This is a genomic window from Streptomyces angustmyceticus, assembly GCF_040701845.1.
In the GTDB taxonomy this organism is placed as follows: Bacteria; Actinomycetota; Actinomycetes; order Streptomycetales; family Streptomycetaceae; genus Streptomyces; species Streptomyces angustmyceticus_A.
Genome location: NZ_JBFBHQ010000009.1, coordinates 235,803 through 255,863, shown reverse-complemented (window position 1 = coordinate 255,863; position 20,061 = coordinate 235,803). Strand labels below are relative to the sequence as shown.

The following is a 20,061-nucleotide window of genomic DNA, read 5'->3' as shown; positions in this document are numbered from 1 at the left end:
TGAACTACGCCAACACCCTCTACGTACCGCCCAAGCCGTTCTTCGACGACCCGCACCCCGCCGCTACCCTTCGACGGCCACCGGCACGGCCTGGGCGCGGACCTGGTCGACCAGGTCCATGGTGGCCACCGCCTCCTGCCGCCACCGGGCCTCGCGGGAAGAGGCCGCGGCGCCACCGGCGGCCACGGCCGCGGCGAACCCGGCGAGGGACCGGTTCAGCTGATCCGCCGCCGGGAGCGTGAACTTCTCGGCATGGTCCTGTTCCTCCAGCTCCAGCACCGGCTGATGCCCGGCCGGCGGGGTGAACGCCCGGTCCACCGTGAGCCTCGCCCGCTCACCCCACAGGGAGTAGGACGAACCGTAGGCGTGCTCGAAGCCGAACTCGACGCTCGCCAGCACCCCCGACGGCGACACCAGCAGCGCCTGGCCCGACAGATCGAGCCCGTCGGACCGTCGCACCCGCGTCGTGGCGCCCGCCACCCGCAGCCCGGGCCCCAGCAACATCACGGCTGCCCGCAGCGGATACACCCCCGCATCCAGGAGCGCACCGCCACCGAGGCCGGGCACATACCGGATGTCCTGCGCGGGAAGCGGCGGGAAGCAGAAGGTGCCGCGGAACGAGCGCAGCCCCCCGAGCCGCCCTTCGGCGATCAGGGCCGCGACCGCGTCATGCTGCGGATGGTGCAGGAACATGAAGTTCTCCCGCAGCACCAGGTCGCGGTCCTCAGCCAGCGTCACCACGGCACGGGCCTCGGCCGCCGTCGCGGCGATCGGCTTCTCGACCAGGACGTTTTTGCCCGCGTGCAGCGCCCGGGCCGCCCATTCGCCGTGCAGGGAAGGCGGCAGGGAGATGTAGACGGCGTCGATGTCGTCGCGTTCCAGGAGCGCTTCCGTGGCGGAGGAGGCGCAGTCGAACCGGTCGGCGAACCGCTGTGCGCGCTCCGGGCTGCGGCCGGCCACCGCAACGAGTTCGGTCTGCGGGCAGAGCGCCATCGCCGGCAGCACCCGCCGCCATCCGAACGACGAGGTACCCAGCGCGCCGAAGCGCACCGGCTTCTTTTCGGCACCGTCCACGGCCTCGCGATCAGGAGCCGGGCCGGTGGGTACGGACAGTCGCTGTGCGGGAGTGCCTCGCTGAGCCGGCACGGAGTCATCCAATGGAGGTCCTCGGGACTGAAGGCGGGGAGGTCTGCCACCACCCCGGTGATCGATGGGCGGCCCGGCGGCCATGGCACGCGGGCCTGCCGGGGCATCCGGGTCGGGGGAATCAGCCCCAGGTCACCGGCAGTTCGTACACGCCGTAGTGCATCGCGGTCTCCCGGAGCGGCACCTGCTCGGCGGGCACCGCGAGCCGCAGATCCGGGAAGCGGTCGAACAGCTTCTGGAAGCCGATGCGCAGCGACGCCCTCGCGAGGTGCTGGCCGAGGCACTGGTGGATCCCGAAGCCGAACGCCAGATGCCGGCGCGACGGGCGGTCGATGTCGAACTCGTCGGCGTTCTCGAAGTACCGCGGATCGCGGTTGGCCGACGGCAGCGAGAGCACCACCGTCTGACCGGCCTTGATGGTCCTGCCGTCGATCTCGACATCCTCCAACGCCACCCGGCTCGCCCCGAAATGAGAGATCGTCAGGTAGCGCAGCAGCTCCTCGACGGTGTTCTCCATCCGCTCCGGCCGCTCCCGCACCTTCGCCAGCTGCTCGGGGTGTTCCAGCAGCGCGAAGGTGCCCAGCGCGAACATGTTGGGAGTGGTGTCCAGCGCACCGCCGATGGCGATCCAGGCGATGTTGAACATCTCCTGTTCGGTCAGCTCGCCGGTCGCGATCAGCTGACCGAGCAGGTCGTCGGCCGGCTCGCCGGCGAAGCGCTCGGCCATCATCCGTTCGAGCGTCGCATTCAGCTCGGTGTTGTGGTGGATGAACTCCTCAAGCGTGTAGTCGATCCGCATGATGACCGAGAAGTGCTCCGCCAGGGCCGTCAGGTCGCTCTCCGACACCCCCATGATGGAGCAGGTCGACCTGGCGGGGATCTTCTCCGCGAAGACCTTCACCAGGTCCACCGGAGGCTCCATCGCGGCCATTTCGTCGAGCACACCGTCGATGATCCGTTCCAGCGTGGGCTCGTACTGCTGGATCTTGCGTACCGTGAAGAAGCCGGTCAGCAGCCGCCGGTACCGGGTGTGCTCCGGCGCGTCCATCCGCACGAAGTTGCCCGGGGCGGACGGCTCGGGGGAGTACTCCTCCACTTCGAACGGCGGCGAGTGCACCAGCGCCAGCAGCTCGCTGCGGTGGCTGAACCGCGGGTCCGTCATGATCTGGCGGATGTGATCATGCCGGGTGATCAGCCAGCCGTCCTTCTCGCGCGGCGACAGCTCGAACGACACCGGGCTGATCGGGGCCTCCTCGCGCAGCTGCGCATATTCGGCCGCCGGATCGAAAGGGCAGGTGCGCTTGTACGGGATCACCGGCGCTTTCGGCTCGTAAACCATGACTCCTCCGTTGCTGTTGGTGGCCACTGGGGCGCCGCGCTCGGAGCCCGTGCGCGGTGCGAGGCGGCAGCGGGTACGACGGGCGGCCGTCGCAGACCGAAGACATTGGTCCGGTTCGGGAAGCGGGACGCTCGACGCCGTGCGCCACAGCGGGCGGCGGCCGGTCGAGCGTGCGGTCGAGGGCAGGTCCGCACTAGGTGGCGCGCGAGCGGCGCCCCGGGAACGTAGTGGATCCCATGGCGACTCCCCTTTCGGTGTGGCCCGAGCCCGATGACAGCCACAGCCCAGCACGGACCGGTGAGGGGGAGCCAGCCCGACGAGGGAACTCTAGGGAATTGCCAGTGGGGGCCGCGGGCCCCGCGGCCTATTGCGGAGGGTTCCCATGCTTGCGCGGCGGCAGTTCGGCCTGCTTGGTGTGCAGCATCGCAAAGGAGCGGACGAGCACCGCCCTGGTCTCGGCCGGGTCGATGACATCGTCCACCAGACCGCGTTCGGCGGCGTAGTAGGGGTGCATCAGCTCGGCCTTGTACTCCTTGACCATCCGGGCCCGCATCGCCTCCGGATCGTCGGCCTCCGCGATCTCCTTGCGGAAGATGACGTTGGCGGCACCCTCGGCACCCATCACCGCGATCTCGTTCGTCGGCCACGCGAAGGACAGATCCGCGCCCACGGAGCGGGAGTCCATGACGATGTAGGCGCCACCGTAGGCCTTGCGCAGGATCAGCTGGATACGGGGAACGGTGGCATTGCAGTACGCGTACAGCAGCTTGGCCCCATGGCGGATGATGCCACCGTGCTCCTGACCGACGCCGGGCAGGAATCCGGGCACGTCCAGCAGGGTCAGCAGCGGGATGTTGAAGGCGTCGCAGTGCTGCACGAAGCGGGCCGCCTTCTGGGAGGCCTGGACGTCCAGCACGCCGGCGAGCGACCGGGGCTGGTTGGCGACGACGCCGACGACCTCCCCGCCGAGCCGGGCCAGCGCGCACACCACGTTCGTCGCCCAGCTCTCGTGGACCTCCAGGAACTCGCCGTGGTCGGCGATCTCCTCGATGACCTCGCAGACGTCGTACGGCTTCTTGCCGTCCACCGGGACCAGGTCCAGCAGGCGGTCGCAGCGGCGGTCGGCCGGGTCGGTGGTGAGGACGGTGGGCGGCCGCTCCCGGTTGTTGGAGGGCAGCAGCGACAGCAGATAGCGCACGTCGTCGAGACAGGTCCGCTCGTCGTCGTGGGCGAAGTGGGAGACACCGGAGATCTCGGCGTGGACATCGGCGCCGCCCAGACCGTTCTGGGTGATCTTCTCGCCGGTCACGGCCCGGACGACATCGGGGCCGGTGATGAACATCTGTGAGGTGTCACGGACCATGAAGACGAAGTCGGTGAGTGCGGGGGAGTAGGCGGCACCGCCCGCGCACGGGCCGAGCATCACGGAGATCTGCGGGATGACGCCCGAGGCGAGGGTGTTGCGGTGGAAGATGCCGCCGTAGCCGGCGAGCGCCACCACGCCCTCCTGGATACGGGCCCCGGCGCCGTCGTTGAGGGAGACGAGCGGGGCGCCGGCCGACAGCGCCATGTCCATGATCTTGTGGATCTTGGCGGCATGGGACTCGCCCAGTGCGCCGCCGAAGATCCGGAAGTCGTGCGCGTAGACGAACACCGTCCGGCCGTGCACCAGCCCCCACCCGGTGATCACGCCGTCGGTGTACGGCCTCCGGGCCTCCAGGCCGAACCCGCTGGCGCGATGCCGGCGCAACGGCTCGACCTCGGTGAAGGACCCCTCGTCCAGCAGCAGGTCGATCCGCTCGCGAGCGGTCAGTTTGCCCTTGGCGTGCTGAGCCTCGGTCGCACGGTCGCCGGGCCCGTTCCGGGCCTGCTCGTGCAGGGAGTCGAGTTCGGCCACCCGTCCACGGGCGTCGTCCGGCACTCGCTCGGCGGAACCCTTCTCGCGGTAGGTCATCGGCAGCAGATCCACCTCTCCACATCAGCGCTTTCCCGCATGTCCCCGTGTGTGCCTACGGGTGCCGCGGCCGTGCGGCGGGTGGCGGCACCGAGGCCGGGCCGCAGAATTCCAGCGTGCCGTCGCGTCTCCAGCGTCCGAGCCGGCCCGAGGCCAGCACCGGCGCGGTGTCCTCGGCCAGGCAGGCCCCGTCGGCACTGCGGATGCTGCCGTAGGGCAAGGCCGGTCCCGTGGCGCGGACTTCACCGGTCTCTCCGGTCGGAACGGCGCTGCCGTCGGGGGCCACCACCTGCACCTGGACGCCGGGCACCGGACGGCTCGCCCCAGGACGCTCGGGCGAGGCGTTGCCGGGGCTGAATTTCTGGACCGTCCAGGGCAGGGTGCCGTCCGCGGCGGCGAACTCCACCCACAGCGGTGCCCGGGGCAGCACCTCGGCATGCCGGTCGATCACCGTGCGCGGACAGGGACCGCCGATCAGCACGGTCAGCCGCGGGGACACCGGGTGGGAGTCCACGGAGAGGGACTGCAGGAGCCGCGCGTACTCGTCCGGGCCGAAGACCGCGGCGGCATTGCGCTTCGGGGCCGGTGAACAGGCGAAACCGCCGTCGGGGGACGGCACGTGCAGCGTGCCCCCGCAGGCGAACGCCCACCACATGGCGGGCAGTGTCGCCGTGCGGACGGGAGGATGGTGCACGATCACCCCGTCGTGCGCACTGCCGGCCCGCCGGATCCTGGCGGACAGCGCCAGCTGCCATGCCCGATGATCGGTCAGATAGCCGCCGACCCCCTGGCGGTCCGCATCGGAGACCAGCAGATAGGCGGCCTCCGTGTGCCCGGAGCGCGGCAGCGCGGGGTCCGGCCGCTGGGCGGCGATCTTGCTCCAGGTGGCCGGGTCGTCCAGCACCCAGGACATACAGCGGTAGCTCCAGAGCGGGCGGGTCAGGGTGCTGCACAGCACCACCCGGGCCCCGCTGACCTCGATGATCCGGTCGAGCCGCGCACCGCGCGACACCGCGGGGACGGGTACGCACACCCCTCCGGCCTTCAGCACCGCGAGCTGGCCCACGACCGCCTGCCGGTGGTCACCGCAGTGGACGATCACCGGGTCGCCCAGCTGCACTCCGCCGCGCACCAGAGCCGACGCCAACTGTCCGGCGCGCGCTTCGGCTTCGCCGTAGGACAGGTGGTGCTGCCCTTCCTGGACGGCTCTGGCCATCGGGACCCTGTGGGCCACGCTGGTGAACATGCCGTCAAGGGTCAGCGGCAGGGTCTGCGGAATCCGCCGCCGGTACGGCCTCGGCTGCACCTGCCCGAGCCCGCTGCCGTCGGACAGTGTCTGCTGAGCGACCACTTCGTCCCCCTTTCGTGCCGGCCCCACAAAAGAACATCCGAATGACGCCCGCGCGGAAATCCTGGTGCGCAGTCGTGGCCGGCCCCGGCGACCTGCCTTCACCACAGCGGCCGGGAAAGGGAACCTTCTCCGGCCGCGGCGGAACCGGACCGGCCGATGCGACCTCGGGCGATCTGCATTCCGGACGCCACGGCACCGGTGTCCGTGTCAGCAGCAGCCTTTCCCGCCGGGACGAACCCTCGGCCGACCGACAGCTTCGCCGCGCGTTTTGGATGCCGACAAGGCCGTTTGCGGGGAACTAGGAGAATTGCTGGTGTCCCGTCGCGCCGGGCGATGCCCCCGCGCCGTCCCGGTGGCATCCCGTACGACGGGCGGCCCGGTCAGGGTGACCGCTGCACGCCGGCAGTGCAGCCTTGGGCAGGCCTGCCCTGAGCAGTCATCTCAGGTGGCGGCGCCGGCGGGCCCGTGGGTCGTGGTGGGGATTGTCGCGCGGCTGGCGCTGCCGGCAACACGTCCCTTGGTGTGGCGCTCGACCACCAGGCGGGGACGATTCGTACGCGGGGTGGAGCGGCAGCGATGGAGGTGGAGGGCCGTCCGGTCTTTCCGGCTCGCGTGACGCGGTGACGCGGCTTCGTGGTCCTGTTCCGGGCGCACGGACACGCAGCTGCCCGGCCGCGGTACCGGTGGCGCTTGTCCGGGCTGTCACAGAGGGAACCGCTCCGGGCGGAAATCCGCAAGCATCGCGTGTCTCTTGCCGTTGAGGATCTCTGAAGCAAGCAGCCGGCCGATCACCGGCCCGAGGGTGATGCCGCTGTGGGAAACGGCCTCGTAGTACCCCGGCACCGACGGCACCGCTCCCACCGAGGGGAACCCGTCGGCCGGGATGGGCCGGTGGGCTACCCGTGTCCGTGCGATGCGGGAGTTGCCGAGCTCGGGAACGACCTGCCGCGCCGATTCGTGGAGCAGCCGTGCGAGTTGGGCTGGATCTTCGCCGGTGTCGATGAGCGCGTCGATCTCGCGGCTGTGGAGGACGACCGAAGCGTCTCCGTCCGGGCGGATCTCGATGTGCGGCGCGTGCATGGCCCGGTGCACCGGGACCCGAGTGCAGTCGATCCGGGTGACGGCGCCGGGTTCCCGGCGCATCGGCAGGTGCCGTGCGAGGAGCCCGGCGACGTCGGAGGCGCCGGGGCCTGCTGCGTTCACGACGACGTTGACGTCGAGACGGCTCCCGTCCGAGAGAGCAACCGTCCGGATGCTCCCGTCGGCACCGGTGCCGATGTCACGGACCGCGGTGCCGGACCGGAGCTCGGCGCCGGATGCGACGGCCTGGCCGAGCAGGCGGCCGACGAGGTGACGTCCGTGCACCCAGGCTTCGTCGGGGTAGAACACGACCGGCACCTCGCCGGGCATCGTGAGAGCAGGTTCGAGGCGGCGGCGCACCTCGGCCCCCGTGTGCACCTCAGCCCGGTAGTCCCAGCCGGCCAGCAGTTCGGCCGTCTCCAGGAGCTTCGTCTGCGCTGCGGGATCGTCTGCCCAGCGCAGGTGGCCGCTGGGGTACCACCATGAGTCCGGCCCGATGGTCCTGGCCAGCTCACGGTGCGCCGCCATGCCCGCGACGTTCAGGTCGAAGTAGGACTTGCGCGCGGTCTTGTTGCTGGCGTTGACCCACGAGAACGACCAGTTGGTGACGCCTTCGCCAGGCCGGCCGGCGTCGATGAAGACCACCTCGGCGCCGTGCCGTGACAGGTTCCAGCCCACGCTGGCCCCGAGGATGCCCACTCCGATGACAGCAACACGTTCCGGCCGCTTCCCGGACCCGGTCCTCACGAACGCCCCCTTCCCGGATGACGAGCGAAGTCAACTCCCGTTTCCAGCATGCCATCACGGAGCAGGCATGCACCTCTCGGCGTAGCGGGCCAGCCCGTCCGCCATGCCCTGCATGAACCTCTGGAGGTAGCGTGGCATGACCCGGCCCATCAGCCGGCTCGTCTCGTACGTGCCGTACCAGTGGATGACCGTGCCCGAGCTCGCTGTCGGCTTCAGCTCGATGCGCGCGTGATAGTTGCGCATCGTCGTATGGAACGCACCTTCGTAGGCCAGGAGACGTGGCTCGACCTTCTCGGTCAGCCGTTCCCCGGTCACGGTGCGTCCCGTCCGGAAGGCCCGGACGGCACCGACGCCGTCGTCGCCGCCCGGGTCGAGGCCGGCCGACCGTGTCGTGTCCAGACTGTCCACCTTGGACCACAGCGGCCAGCTCGCGGCGTCGACCAGCAGCTTCCAGACGACTTCCGGCGAGGCGCCGGTGGTCACCGTGACGTCGTAGGTGTGCATGGCAGAGGACTCCTGTCAGTGGAGGTGGGCCCTGTGCGGTGTGCCGCCGCCGGTCACGTCGTGCATACCGACGCCGCCGACGTCGGCGCACTCGTGCCGGACGGTGTTCTCGAACCGGGGATCGTCCTGGGTGGCGGCGGCGGGGGCGGGAACGTCGTCCCCTGCTGCCGGCGTGGAACAGGCCGCGGTGCCGACCGTGAGCAGCAGGGTGGGCATGACGGTTGCGACGGTGTGCGCGGATCGGAGGGAGCGGTGCGGTATCGGCCGTGGTGCTGCGGTCATGTGTCGCCGCCCTGGAGAAGGCGGATCAGCGGCCGGTCGTGCCGTCGATGAGTTCGCGGAGGATGTCCGCGTGGCCCGCGTGCCGGCCGGTCTCCTCGATCATGTGGGTGAGTGCCCAGCGGACGCTGGGCGCGGGGTGGTCCGGCCGCGGGCGGGGGACGGGTGCGCCGAGATCGGTGCACCCGTCGAGCACGTCGTTCGCGCGCTGGACCGCGTCCCGGTAGCGGGCGACGACATCGGACACGCTGTCCGCCGGTGCGGCGTGGAACGTCGCCTGCCAGTCGGGGACGTCGTCCCCGAGGAACGTCGCACGCTCGACGCACGTCAGGTGGTTGAGCAGGCCGAGCAGGTTGGTGCCCGACGGCACTGTGGCGGTGCGCACCTGGGGTTCGGGGGCGCCGTCGGCCTTCGCGGCGATCGAGGTCCGGAGGTAGTCGAGGAATCCGCGCAGGACCTCGGTCTCGTCGCTTCCGGTCCGGGGCGGCGGGGTGTCGCGGCGGCCGTGGCGGTGCGTGGTGCTGGGCATCGTGGTCTCCCTTCCTTCGTCGGGGGAGGGTGCCGGCCGTCGTGTCAGGCGGTGCGGCGGATGAGGAGGACGTGGTCGGTGACCTCGGCGGTGCGCCCGTCCGGTCCGGTCGCGATCCGGCGGGGTGCGTCGGCCCGCTCGACGGTCCATGACTGCGGCGCCAGGTCGATACCCGCGGCCACTTCCCGCGGGCTCGGGTAGCGGATGCCGGGCTCCTGGTTCCACGACCACGGGGCGGCCGAACCGTGGTCGACGACCAGCAGCCGCCCGCCCGGGCGCAGTGCGTGCGCGGCCGAGCGCAGCACGGTTGACCGGTCCAGGTCGAAGGGGGTGTGGAGGTAGTGGGCGCAGACCAGGTCGAATCCGCCGGGCGGGAAGGAGGTGCGCACGTCGGCCCACACGGTGGTGACGCGGTCGCCCAGGTCGTGTGAGCGGGCGAGGGCGGCGAGCCGCTCGACCGCCACGGCCGAGATGTCGACCGCGGTGACCTGCCACCCCTGGCGGGCGAGCCACAGCGCGTCGCCGCCGTTGCCGCATCCGAGGTCCAACGCGTCACCGGGCGGCAGGCCCGCCCCCGTCTCGGTGAGGCGGGCATTCGGCTGCGGGCCGCCGGCTGCCGGTCGCGCCGCGTAGACGCCGTCCCAGAACGCGTGCGCATCGGTGGTGTTCATCAAGGCTCCTTGGGTCGGGATGCCCGCAGTCTTGCCCGGCACCCCACGATCTGGCACGGAATCTTGCGGTTCCGGCAAGATGGTCCGATGGACCGCAAGACGGACGACGACGTGCTGGACGCGGTGGGGCCGCGCCTTCGTGCGCTGCGTCGTGACCGCGGCATCACCCTCGCCGGCCTCGCGGCGACGACCGGCGTATCGCAGAGCACCCTGTCCCGGCTGGAGAGCGGGCAGCGCCGGCCGAGCCTGGAGTTGCTGCTGCCGCTGGCCCGTACGTATGACGTTCCGTTGGACGACCTCGTCGGCGCCCCGCGCACGGGCGACCCCCGGATCCACCTCAAGCCGGTCAGTCGGTTCGGGATGACCTTCGTGCCCCTGGCCCGGCGACCGGGCGGGGTGCACGCGTTCAAGACGCTCATCCCCGCCCAGCGGGAACCACTCGAACCGACTCCGCGGACCCACGAGGGCTTCGAATGGCTCTACGTGCTCAACGGACGCCTGCGGCTCGTGACCGGCGAGCGCGACCTGACACTGCCGCCCGGTGAGGCAGCCGAGTTCGACACGTCCTTGCCCCACTGGCTGGGCAGCGCCGACGGCGGCGCGGTCGAGCTTCTCCTCCTGTTCGGCCTGCAAGGGGTGCGTGCGCACGTGCACACCGACCCTCATCGATCCGATCGGGCCGGGGGACGGCGGTGAACTCGGCGAGGGGCTCTGCCTGCGCGTCGGTGCGCCGGACGGTTCGAGGAAGGCGACCGCGCCCCAGAAGTCTCCCGTGGCCCGCAGGAGCCCGGGGTCACCTTCGGGCTGCGGTGTCGGAGGGAAGTTCGGCGAAGCGGTCGCGGTACGCGCTCGCGAAGCGGCCGAGGTGGGAGACCCCCCACCGGTAGGCGATCGCGCCGATGGGGTCGGCGGAGGCGAGGATGTCCGCACGGATCCGGTCGAGCCGCAGGTTGCGGACGTAGGACAGGGGCGAGACGCCGAGCCGGTCGCGGAACGCCGAGCTGAGGGTGCGGGGGCTGCACTGGGCGGCCTGAGCGAGGTCACTGAGGCTGATGTGCTCGCTGAGGTTCGCCTCGATGAACGCGAGGGCTGCGCGCACCGCACGCGGGTGGCCGGGTGGAGGACCGTCGCGCAGCTCGGCCGTGTGCGAGTGCGGCTGGGCCAGGAGCAGGGCGGTGACGAGGGACCGCAGCTGGCTGCGCTGCACGTCCGGGCGCTGGAAGAGGGGTTCTCCCGAGTCCAGCTGTTCGAGGAGGGAACGGACCAGCAGCCGCACCGCCCGGCCCTTGGAAGTGGCCAGGTCCAGGGCGAAGTCGAAGCGTATGGGGGACAGCGGCGGGTGCCCGGTCAACGCACTGAACTCCTGGTCGACCAGGGCCGCGTCGAGGCGCAGCCCCAGGAACCGCGTCCCGACGGCACGCACGGGCCGCAGCTCCTGGGAGTCCCCGGGGTTGACGACTCCCGCCGTCGACGTGTCCAAGGTCGCCCGCAGGCTGCCGCGCGCTGCCGAGATCGCGCCGGAGACACCGATGTTGACGAAGTAGGACCTGCGGCCCTCGCCCGAGGCGACGCGCACATCGAGCGGCGAGGCGAAGTAGCCCACCGCGAAGCCGTCGGCGGCTACGCCGCGCAGTTCGTGATCGCCGCCGCACAGGCCGTCCAGCGGCGATGTGGCGATGGAGCCGCCGAAGAGCAGGGTGGCGGCGTTCAGCAGGTCGACGGGGTTCCGGGATCTGCTGATGAGGTAGCCGCGCAACGGCTCCGGCACGGCTTCACCTCCCTTGGTGCGCCCGCCGCGGTGCCGTGGAGTGTATGCGGCGGGCAGCCCGATCGCCGGTGTCAGTGTCTCAGCCGTGGGGGGGCTCTGACCGGTGCCCGGCCGGCGATCCGGTGTCCAGCAGCATGAAGAGGACGGCGCAGGGGCCTCGGACCGAGCGGTGGACCTTCTTCAGCGGGGTCTTCCGTGAGTTCTTCCGCGGGCGCGCTCACATCGGTGGGGCGGTGAACAGCCCCGGGTCCACGTCGTTGTGAGACGCGGCGGCGATGCACTCGTTCATCTCGTTGGCCGTGCCCCACTCATCCGCGTTGGCGGGGTCGCGCAGGTCGTGGATGTGGGGGTGCCAGGTGTCCTCGTCCAGGATTTCCAGCTCGGTGGTGTACTCGACGGTGTTGCCGGCCCGGTCGAGGAAGTAGCTGAAGCAGTTGTCACCGGCACGGTGCCGCCCCGGCCCCCACAGCCGCTCGATGCCCATGCGCCGCATCCGGCCGGTGCCGCGCATGAACTCGTCGATTCCGCGCATCTCGAAGGAGGCGTGGTGGAAGGCCGCGTGCGGCCCGCGCACGATGCCGAAGCTGTGGTGGAAGAAGTTGCACCGCAGGAACCACATGATCTCGCCGCGGCCGCCGAGGCACATGGTGTCCGAGAGCCGGAACCCCAGATGCCTGGTGTACCAGGCAACCGTGGCCTCGGGAGTGGGGGAGTTCATCAGGACGTGGGAGAGGCGCACGGGGATCGGCTCGCGGGCCTCGATCCTGCGGTGCCGGCGCGCGGCGACGTCGGCGGAGACCTCCACCACGCGACCCTCGTTGTCGAAGAAACGGACCCCGTAGCCGCCCCCGGGCGTGTCCAACGGCTTCGGTTCGTGGACCAGCCGCACGCCCTGCGCGATCAGCCGTGCGGCCAACGTGTCGACATCGCCCGCGCCCGCAGCGCCGAAGGCGATCAGATCGGTGCGCTTGTGGGCGTCCTCGCGCAGTCGCACCACGTACCGCTCCGGGGATCCTTCGGCTGCCAGGAACGAGACACCGGTGTCTCCGGCGGTCTCCGTCAGCCCCCACAGCTCGGTGTAGAACTGCCGCTGCTCGGCGAAGTTCGGCATGGCGACACCGATGTGCCGCAGGTGAGTGATCAGACTGCCGCTGTTGCGCACGGTGAACTCCCTCGTCTCGTTGGTCAGTTCGCGCCGGTGGTCACGCGGGCTCGGCCATGAGCCGGTGACCGGCATCCGTCAGCGGATACGCTGCGTGATGGCGCTGCGCACGTTCCAGGCCGGCGATCGCCACCGAGGTCTCCACGACCGTCCGGCATCGCTGCCTGCGCCGTTTCACGAACGCCTCGACTCCCGACGCGACCGCCGTGTGCCGCCCGAGCTCTTCGGCCAGCACAAGCCCGTCCTCGATGGCCAGAGCCGCGCCGCTGGCCATCTGCGGCGCGGGCGCGTGCGCGGCGTCACCGATGACGACGCCGTTGCCCCGGTGCCAGGCGCCCTCCAGGAACGCGGTGAGCACCGGGCGGCGCACCACCGACGTGGACCCGGACACGAGGGAGCGGATCTCCTCCACCCGGCCCGGGAAGCCCTCCAGTATCTGCTGCAGGCGCGGGACGAGTTCGGTCTCGGGCAGGACGCTCCGCTCGACTCCGTTCTCCGTCACGAACACGTACGCCTGGCCGGCCGAGAGGGGCACGAGGCCCGCCGAGTCGGCCTTCCCGGCGAAGTGGTGGATCCCGGTGGCCCACTGCGGGCGGGGCACCAGAGCCCGCCAGACCATCTGCCCGTGGTAGTCGAGCGAGGTCTCAAGGCCCAGCAGGCCCCGCACCGATGAGCGGATCCCGTCCGCTCCCACCAACAGCGCGACCTGCCGGACCGTCCCGTCCGACAACTGCACGCGGACCAGGTCCCCCGCCTCGTCCACCGCCGTGACGGTCAGTCCCTGTCGCACGGCGACGCCGCGCTGCTCGGCCTCCGCGTACAGGATGCGGTGCAGCACGGGGCGCGCTATGCCGGCCATCGCCGGTCGCCGCGCACCGAGCAGGCCCGGCAGCCGGGCCCGGCCCGCGGGTTCGCCGTCCACGTCCACGTGCGTGATCACGCTCATGCCGTAGCCCTCGGCCAGACAGCCCTCCGCGAGCCCCAGCTCGGCCAGCGCGCGCAGCGCAGGACCGGTCAGGCACAATCCCCAGCCGGACGTCACCCGCGACGGGTTGACCTCAGCGATCTCCACCTGCCATCCCGCGCCGGCCAGGGCGGTGGCCGCTGTGAGACCAGCGACGCCCGCGCCCACGATCACGGCCGTACGCGCACCGCGACAGCTGTTCATGTACGCCTCCAGAGCACCTGACTTCTTCGAAACCGTAAGCTCCGTCGGCGCTCCGCCCTGTCCGGATCAGGCGGCGACCATCCGCTCTCCGCAATCGCCTACCGGGGCGCCTGCAGGGGAAGTCCGGAGTCCCAGGTCCTGTCCGATGGGTCGGTGTGACTGACCCGTCAGCTGATCGTTCCCGTCAGCATGGGGCGGGGCGATGTATCCGAGGAGGAAGGCCGGGTCGACTGGAGCATGGCCGGCGTGGACCCGGCGTCCTGCCGTGCCCATCAGCACTCCGCAGGTGCCCGAGGGCACAACCCACGCATCCGGCCTGACCACCTCGGTGGCGACAAGGCGTATTCATCCCGCCGCAACCGCCGCTACCTCCGGCGACCGGCAGATCAAGCTTCCACTCCGGTGATCTGGGTGCACGGCGGGGCCTGGATACTCAAGGAGAAGGCTGCGGGCTGCGGGATCCGCATGCCCGTTCACAGATCCGGATGCTTCGTCGCCACGTGGTAGTACCCCGAGTGGAACACCAGAGGGGCACCGCCGCCGGCCTCGTACTCTTCGACCTCGCCGAGGAAGATGATGTGGTCGCCGGCGTCGAGACGTTGGACGGTGCGGCATTGGAAGCGGGCGACCGCGCCGTCCAGGAGGGGGGTGCCGGCGATGCCGGGGGTGGTGGGGGCACCGCGGAACTTGTCGTCGGCAGGGGTGGCGAACTGGCGGGAGAGGTGGTGCTGGTCGGCGGCCAGCACATGGACGGCGAAGTGCGAGGCGTCGGTGAAGTCCGGAAGACTCGGGCTGTTTTTGCCAGGGCACCACAGGACGAGGGGCGGGTCCATCGAGACGGAGGTGAAGGAGTTCGCGGTCATGCCGACGTTGCGGCCGTCGGGGGTGCGGGCCGTCACCACGGTCACGCCCGTGGCGTACTGGCCCAGCGCGCGGCGCAGCGCGCGGCCGTCGAAGCGGGCGGCGTGCTGGGCGCGCTTCTCGGCGAGGAAGCGGTGGGCCTCGCCCTCCTCGAACCACCAGCGGTAGAGGGTGCGCGGGTCGTCGAATCCGGCGGCGAGGGCGCCGGCGACAGCGGGGATTTCGGCCGCCGCGGTCAGGAGGTCGTGGTGGTGGGGGCTCAGGTCGGTCAAGAGGGAGTTGGTCCAGCCGACGGCCCATTGGGCCCAGCCGCGCCAGAAGTTGTCGAAGGTCCGCTGCATCCACTGCGGGGTGAATTCGGCGGTGCCGTGGCGGAGGATGCTGTCGAGGTAGTGGGCCGCGGCCTGGGCCGCGTTGTTCGAGCCCTGGCCGGTGATCGGATCGTTGAGGACGACGGCGTCGGCCATGCCGAGGACGTGCCGGCCGGAGGCCAGACGGGCGACGGGGTGCCGAACGGTCGGCGTGATCCTTCCGCGCAACACCCCGCCGTTGTCGGTGAGCCGGGCGTGCCGGTAGCGCTCGTATGCGTCGGGGAAGAACCGGTGGAGGATCTCCAGTGAGCGGGTGAGGTGGCCTTCGGGGGTGCGGATGTCGTCCCAGCAGTCCATCGGGCCGCCGGGGACTCCTTCGAAGACCATGATGTCGCAGGGTCCGGTGGTGGTGAGGGCAGGGAAGGAGAAGAATTCGCCGACGCCGGGGACCAGGCGGTAGTGGACGGCCTCCTCCCCCTCCCGCGGTGCCGTTCCCGTGACGTACGTCAGGGCCAGCGCACGGCGCGGCCGGTCGTACGGGGAGAGTTCGGAGTTGCGCGGGAAGAGCTGGCTCAGCTCGCCCTTGCCCGTGGAGACCACGACGAGATCGTGCGTACGGGCGTACCATTCGAGGTCGTTGACGCCCGCCTCGTGCAGCACGATCTCGCCGCGGCCGTCGTCCGCGAACTGCTCGATCCAGGCGGCACACTTGACCCGCTGGTCGACGGAGTGGGCAGGGCCCTCCAACGGCGCGCGCCAGGAGACGTCCGGGGTACCGTGCGGCCCGATGAGAGAGAACGCGATGCCGGAGATGTCCGGGGCCTGGCCCTCCCAGTGGTGCAGGCCGAGTTCGCGCTCGCTCTGCAGCGCGGTGTCGAACATGCACTGACTGGACATGACCGGGCCGCGACGTATCTCGTCGGGGTCGCGGTCGGTGACCAAGGTGACGTCATAGCCGTGCGCCTGAAGTCCCAGGGCGAGTTGGGCACCCGCCTGCCCGGCTCCAACCACCGCGATCCTTCTCATGCCCTACTGTCCTGTTCGTACCGTTGGATCACTGACGTAGTGTCAGTTTGCTGTGTCCGGGGCCCGGGACCACTCAGGCGCCGGCCTCCGTCAGGTAGTTCTTGGCGGCGACCGGGTCCAGGAACCAGTGGTGCACATCGCGCGGGTCGTCGAAGCCGTTGACGAACCGGGCCGCGATACGGGGGTTGGCGCTCGCCGCGCCGAAGATCTCCAGGACGTGCTGCGGCGGGGCGCCGAGCATCGCGTTGGTCCATACGGTGGCGGACTGCGCGTTGTCCCAGAAGCGGCCGAAGGCCAGCTCCATGAACGCCGCGTCGTACGGGCGCCCGCCGTGGTCCAGGATGGCGGCGAGGTAGGAGGCCGCGCACTTCGAGGCGTTGTTGGACCCCTGGCCGGTGATCGGGTCGTTGAGGACGACGACGTCGGCGAGGCCGAGCACCTGCGCGCCGGAGGGCAGCGTGGCGACGGGCTTGCGGACGGTCGGCGCGAAGCGGCCCGCGAGGGTGCCGTTCGCGTCGGTGAGCGTGACATCGGTGCAGCGCTCGGCCTCCCACGGAACGTAGGTCCGCAGCAGCTCCTGGAACTTCGCCAGCTGCTGGTGGGGGGTGAGTCCGTCGAAGCAGTCGAGCGGGCCGCCCGGGATGCCCTCGAAGAACATGATGTCGCAGGGGCCGCTGGTGGTGAGGCTGGGCATGGTGAAGTACTCGCCCACACCGGGGATGACGTTGAAGCTGACGCCGGGGCGGTCGGGCAGCGCCGCCATGCCGGTGACGTACGCCAGGGCCAGCGCACGCTGCGGAGCCTCGTACGGGGAACGCATGGCGTCCCGCTCGAACAGCCCGGCGATCTCGCCCTTGCCGGCGGCGACGATCACCAGGTCCGACTCGGCGGCGTAGCGCTCCAGGTCCTCGATGCCGGCCTCGCAGAGTTCCAGACGACCGCCGCGGCGCGCGAACTCGCCCATCCAGAGTGGCATTTTGACGCGCTGGTCGATGGAGCGGGCGGTGGCTTCGAGGCGGGCGTCGAAGGAGAGCGCCCGGCCGCCCTGGCCGTCGGCGATGCTCACGCCGAGACCGTCGATCGACGGGCAGGCGTTCCCCCAGAAGTCGAGGCCGAGGTTGCGCTCGTGGGCCAGCGCGGTGCCGAACATGGCCTGGCTGGACATGACCCGGCCCTCGCGGATCTGGTCTCCGGTGCGGTTGGACACGAGGGTGACGTCGAAACCGTGGTCGATCAGGCCGATGCCGAGCTGAAGACCGGCCTGGCCGGCTCCGACGATGGTGATCTTGCGCATGAGGGGGATCGACCTCCGGGGGTTGGGGTGTGCGGTTTCTGAGCGGTGCCGTGCAGTGCCGTGCGGCGTTCCGGCACGTGGCGGCGTGAAGGGGGGGCGGCGTTTGTGTGGAATGCGGCTGCCCGCCGGAGGGGGGCCGGCGGGCAGCCGCGGGAGGCCGGGGCACCCGTAGGACCGGGGGATGGGACCCGGGTGACCCGGCCGGCTAGCGGGCTCGGCCGAATCGGCGAGCCGGGGCAGCCGCGGCAAGGATGCCGCGAGGTGCGGGGGTACGGCCTAGGCGGCCCTCGCCGCGCCGCTCGCGCGTAATAAGCGCAGCGCGCGGGCGACGGGCTGCCCGCTGGGCGTGACTCCGCCTCCGACGAGCGCAGTCCGGCCCGGCACTCCCTGCATTGTTGATTCCCAGGATTCTCTCGGGGCCGCGGCGGTCAGGGATCAATCTTGGTATGGCAAGATCACCTGCGCTATCCGGATCACGCGGGTTGCTGTCCCGATCGCGCATCTCGGCGGTGGAGGTTTCCTATGCCCGCTGAAGAGTCCCCTCTCGCAAATCACCAGCGGTTCCATACAACGGACATTTGGGAGGCGCGGGCCGAGGTCGGCCGCGCCTTCTGTCCGCATGACCTGCGCATCATGCGTCGCTCGGCGACGCTCGACGCCCGGCTGCACGGTGCACCCTTCGATCGGACAGGTCTCTATTACCTCGATTACGGAACGGAAGTCCGGATTACACCAGGCGATCTGGAGAGCTTCTTCCTTGTCCAGATTCCGCTCGCCGGTTACGCCGAAATCACCTGCGGCCGCGAAGAGATCATTTCCTCCCCGGAACTCGCTTCTGTCCCCTCTCCGACCGGAAAGCTGGACATGCGCTGGGGTGACGGCAATCCGCAGCTGATCGTGTGGTTCGACCGATCCTCGCTGGAATCGCACCTGGGCAGTCTGCTCGGCCGCGCCGTGCGCCGCCCGATCTTCTTCTCGCTCGGCATGAACCTCACCACCCCGGGCTCCCGGTCCTGGCTCAACATCGTCGACCTCATGCGCCGGGAGGCCGAGGGGCCTGGTGGCATGACGAGCCAGCCCTTGGTGACCAAGCAGCTCGAGTCACTCCTCATGACCCAGCTGCTGATGGCCCAGCCCAACAACTACACATCGGCGCTGCTCGGCGAGCAGCCGCGCGTCGCACCGCCCGCGGTCCGCCGCGCCATGGAGGTCATCGAGGGACACGCCGCCGAGCCGCTCACGGTCGCGGAGATCGCGGAATGCGTCGGCGTCGGCGTACGGGCCCTTCAGGAAGGCTTCCGCCGGCACCTCGACACGACACCGCTCGCGTACCTGCGCGAGGTCCGCCTGGACCGCGTACGCAAGGAACTCCTGGCCTCCGACCCGGGTACCGCGACCGTCACCGCCGTCGCCGCCCGCTGGGGCTTCCTGCACCCGGGCCGTTTCTCCCTCGCCTACCGCCAACAGTTCGGGGAGTCGCCTTCGGAGACGCTGCGGTCATAGGGGACGTTCGGTCTGCCGACCGCCCTGCCGACCGCCCTGCCGACCGCCCTGCCGACCGCCCTGCCGACCGCCCTGCCGACCGCCCTGCCGACCGCCCCTGCCGATCACCGGCGCAGGAAGCACGGCCACCGGGAGATCCGTCGCACTCGCCGACCTGGTGGTCACGGCGTCAACCTGGTGGTCACGGCGTCAAGTCGAGAAATTCCCAGTGCGCGTGGGGGTGCGAGCCGCTGAGCCATTTCCCGCAGTTCTGCAGGACCGTGGGGCTCGAGGTGATGTGCTGGGTACCCGTGCCGAGATCACGCAGAAACCGGTCGATCGGCCCGCGCCGGATCGCCGCCGTCCCCGCCCATCGGTGCACCGTCTGGCCCACGTCCCGCACGGTCCACGTCGCGTGGTTGAGCGCCAGCCTGAGCAGAGTGTCCTGCTCGGTGCTCGGCAACGCGCCGGCATCCAGCGTGTCTTCGACACCTCGCCATACCTCCATTGCCCAGGCGCGTGCCGAACGAAGCCTGGCTTCGGCGGTCGCGTACTCCGCGTGGAACTGCGCGGTGTCGACGGCGGCGTGGCGTGTGCCGGATTTGGCCGCGGCCACCGACTTCAGTTCCTCGAGCAGGCGCCGCCCCACACCGAACGCCCAACCGGTGTGTCCGATGGCGGACATGTTGACCAATCCGAGGCGGTAGATCGCGCCGCCGTTGGCCGGGTTCGTCGTCGTGGCGAGATACGTGTACGGCGCCGGGACGAATTCATCGGCGCAGTGGTAATCAATGCTGTGCGTCGCACGCAGCCCGAGCACGTCCCAGTTGTCGACGAGTTCCACCTGCGACTTCGGCATGGCCAGCACCCGCAGCTCCCCGCTGCCCTCGACCTGGATCGCGCTGTGGATATGGGTGGCGTGCGCCATACCGGAGGCGAACTGCCAACTGCCGCTCACCAGATAGCCCCCCTCCACCGGGACGGCCCGCCCGGGCCGGGTGCCGTGCCCGGCCAGCAACGCGTGGCCCCCGCCCGCGACATCCGGAAACAAGTCGGCCGCCGCAACGGCATCGAGATAGGCCGCAGTGGTGCCGGTCATCAACTGCAGCGCCATCATCGTCCAGCCGGCCGCGGAATCGTGGTGACTGACCCGCTCGACCGTCTCTATCAACTGGCATGGGGAGAACTCGAAGCCGCCGAGGCTCTGCGGCAGTGCGGCCCGCACGACCCCGGCATCCAGCAACGCCCGCGCGACGTCGTCGGTGAGTCTGCCGAGTTCCTCGGCCGCGTCCGCTTCCGCGTCGAGCATCCCGCCGAGTGCGTCGATCCGCTCGAGCATCGCGGGACACTCCGGGCTGACATGCAATCCGGTCGAGACCGCCATGGAGG

The 20,061-nt window shown here is 70.6% G+C and carries 17 protein-coding genes; 2 read left to right on the top strand and 15 right to left on the bottom strand.

Annotation, left to right across the window (positions count from 1 at the left end; translation table 11 throughout):
* Positions 1-63: 63 nt before the first annotated feature.
* The 9 genes from AB0411_RS21850 to AB0411_RS21810 all read right to left on the bottom strand — a co-directional run bounded on the left by AB0411_RS21850 (position 64) and on the right by AB0411_RS21810 (position 9,600).
* Positions 64-1,146 (bottom strand): Gfo/Idh/MocA family protein, encoded by a 1,083-nt coding sequence (locus AB0411_RS21850; RefSeq protein ID WP_366418933.1) that lies wholly within the window; start codon positions 1,144-1,146, stop codon positions 64-66.
* 121 nt (positions 1,147-1,267) lie between these two features.
* Positions 1,268-2,485, bottom strand: coding sequence for a cytochrome P450 (locus AB0411_RS21845; RefSeq protein WP_366418932.1), 1,218 nt, complete (start codon positions 2,483-2,485; stop codon positions 1,268-1,270).
* A 364-nt stretch (positions 2,486-2,849) separates the two neighbouring features.
* Positions 2,850-4,439 carry an acyl-CoA carboxylase subunit beta gene (locus AB0411_RS21840; protein WP_366418948.1) on the bottom strand — a complete coding sequence of 530 codons (1,590 nt, stop codon included), beginning with the start codon at positions 4,437-4,439 and terminating at the stop codon, positions 2,850-2,852.
* A gap of 55 nt (positions 4,440-4,494) precedes the next feature.
* Positions 4,495-5,790 carry a class I adenylate-forming enzyme family protein gene (locus AB0411_RS21835; protein WP_366418931.1) on the bottom strand — a complete coding sequence of 432 codons (1,296 nt, stop codon included), beginning with the start codon at positions 5,788-5,790 and terminating at the stop codon, positions 4,495-4,497.
* Between the two features lie 702 nt (positions 5,791-6,492).
* The gene (locus tag AB0411_RS21830) at positions 6,493-7,617 is read right to left on the bottom strand and encodes an NAD(P)/FAD-dependent oxidoreductase (RefSeq protein WP_366418930.1); all 1,125 of its coding nucleotides are present in this window, start codon (positions 7,615-7,617) and stop codon (positions 6,493-6,495) included.
* Between the two features lie 54 nt (positions 7,618-7,671).
* Entirely contained in the window at positions 7,672-8,121 is a 450-nt protein-coding gene (locus AB0411_RS21825; RefSeq protein WP_366418929.1) for an SRPBCC family protein, read from the bottom strand.
* A 15-nt stretch (positions 8,122-8,136) separates the two neighbouring features.
* Positions 8,137-8,403, bottom strand: coding sequence for a hypothetical protein (locus AB0411_RS21820; protein WP_366418928.1), 267 nt, complete (start codon positions 8,401-8,403; stop codon positions 8,137-8,139).
* Between the two features lie 25 nt (positions 8,404-8,428).
* The gene (locus tag AB0411_RS21815; protein WP_366418927.1) at positions 8,429-8,929 is read right to left on the bottom strand and encodes a DinB family protein; all 501 of its coding nucleotides are present in this window, start codon (positions 8,927-8,929) and stop codon (positions 8,429-8,431) included.
* Positions 8,930-8,973: 44 nt separating this feature from the next.
* Positions 8,974-9,600 (bottom strand): class I SAM-dependent methyltransferase, encoded by a 627-nt coding sequence (locus tag AB0411_RS21810; RefSeq protein WP_366418926.1) that lies wholly within the window; start codon positions 9,598-9,600, stop codon positions 8,974-8,976.
* Between the two features lie 87 nt (positions 9,601-9,687).
* Here AB0411_RS21810 and AB0411_RS21805 point away from each other — a divergent pair, with 87 nt between their 5' ends.
* Positions 9,688-10,296: a helix-turn-helix domain-containing protein gene (locus AB0411_RS21805; protein ID WP_366418925.1), complete on the top strand. Its 609-nt coding sequence runs from the start codon at positions 9,688-9,690 to the stop codon at positions 10,294-10,296.
* Between the two features lie 97 nt (positions 10,297-10,393).
* Here the strand turns inward: AB0411_RS21805 and AB0411_RS21800 are convergent, their stop codons facing one another.
* The 5 genes from AB0411_RS21800 to AB0411_RS21780 form a co-directional block, all read right to left on the bottom strand.
* Positions 10,394-11,368 (bottom strand): helix-turn-helix transcriptional regulator, encoded by a 975-nt coding sequence (locus tag AB0411_RS21800; RefSeq protein WP_366418924.1) that lies wholly within the window; start codon positions 11,366-11,368, stop codon positions 10,394-10,396.
* Between the two features lie 217 nt (positions 11,369-11,585).
* Complete coding sequence (locus tag AB0411_RS21795; protein WP_366418947.1) at positions 11,586-12,479, bottom strand: VOC family protein; 894 nt, start codon at positions 12,477-12,479, stop codon at positions 11,586-11,588.
* Positions 12,480-12,570: 91 nt separating this feature from the next.
* Complete coding sequence (locus tag AB0411_RS21790) at positions 12,571-13,698, bottom strand: FAD-dependent monooxygenase (protein ID WP_366418923.1); 1,128 nt, start codon at positions 13,696-13,698, stop codon at positions 12,571-12,573.
* 473 nt (positions 13,699-14,171) lie between these two features.
* Positions 14,172-15,896 carry a styrene monooxygenase/indole monooxygenase family protein gene (locus AB0411_RS21785; protein ID WP_366418922.1) on the bottom strand — a complete coding sequence of 575 codons (1,725 nt, stop codon included), beginning with the start codon at positions 15,894-15,896 and terminating at the stop codon, positions 14,172-14,174.
* A 73-nt stretch (positions 15,897-15,969) separates the two neighbouring features.
* Positions 15,970-17,190 (bottom strand): styrene monooxygenase/indole monooxygenase family protein, encoded by a 1,221-nt coding sequence (locus tag AB0411_RS21780; protein WP_366418921.1) that lies wholly within the window; start codon positions 17,188-17,190, stop codon positions 15,970-15,972.
* 522 nt (positions 17,191-17,712) lie between these two features.
* Between AB0411_RS21780 and AB0411_RS21775 the strand changes: the two genes are divergently transcribed.
* On the top strand, positions 17,713-18,693 hold the full coding sequence (locus AB0411_RS21775) for an AraC family transcriptional regulator (RefSeq protein WP_366418920.1): 981 nt from the start codon (positions 17,713-17,715) through the stop codon (positions 18,691-18,693).
* A 181-nt stretch (positions 18,694-18,874) separates the two neighbouring features.
* Here the strand turns inward: AB0411_RS21775 and AB0411_RS21770 are convergent, their stop codons facing one another.
* The gene (locus tag AB0411_RS21770; RefSeq protein WP_366418919.1) at positions 18,875-20,056 is read right to left on the bottom strand and encodes an acyl-CoA dehydrogenase; all 1,182 of its coding nucleotides are present in this window, start codon (positions 20,054-20,056) and stop codon (positions 18,875-18,877) included.
* Between the last annotated feature and the right edge of the window lie 5 nt (positions 20,057-20,061).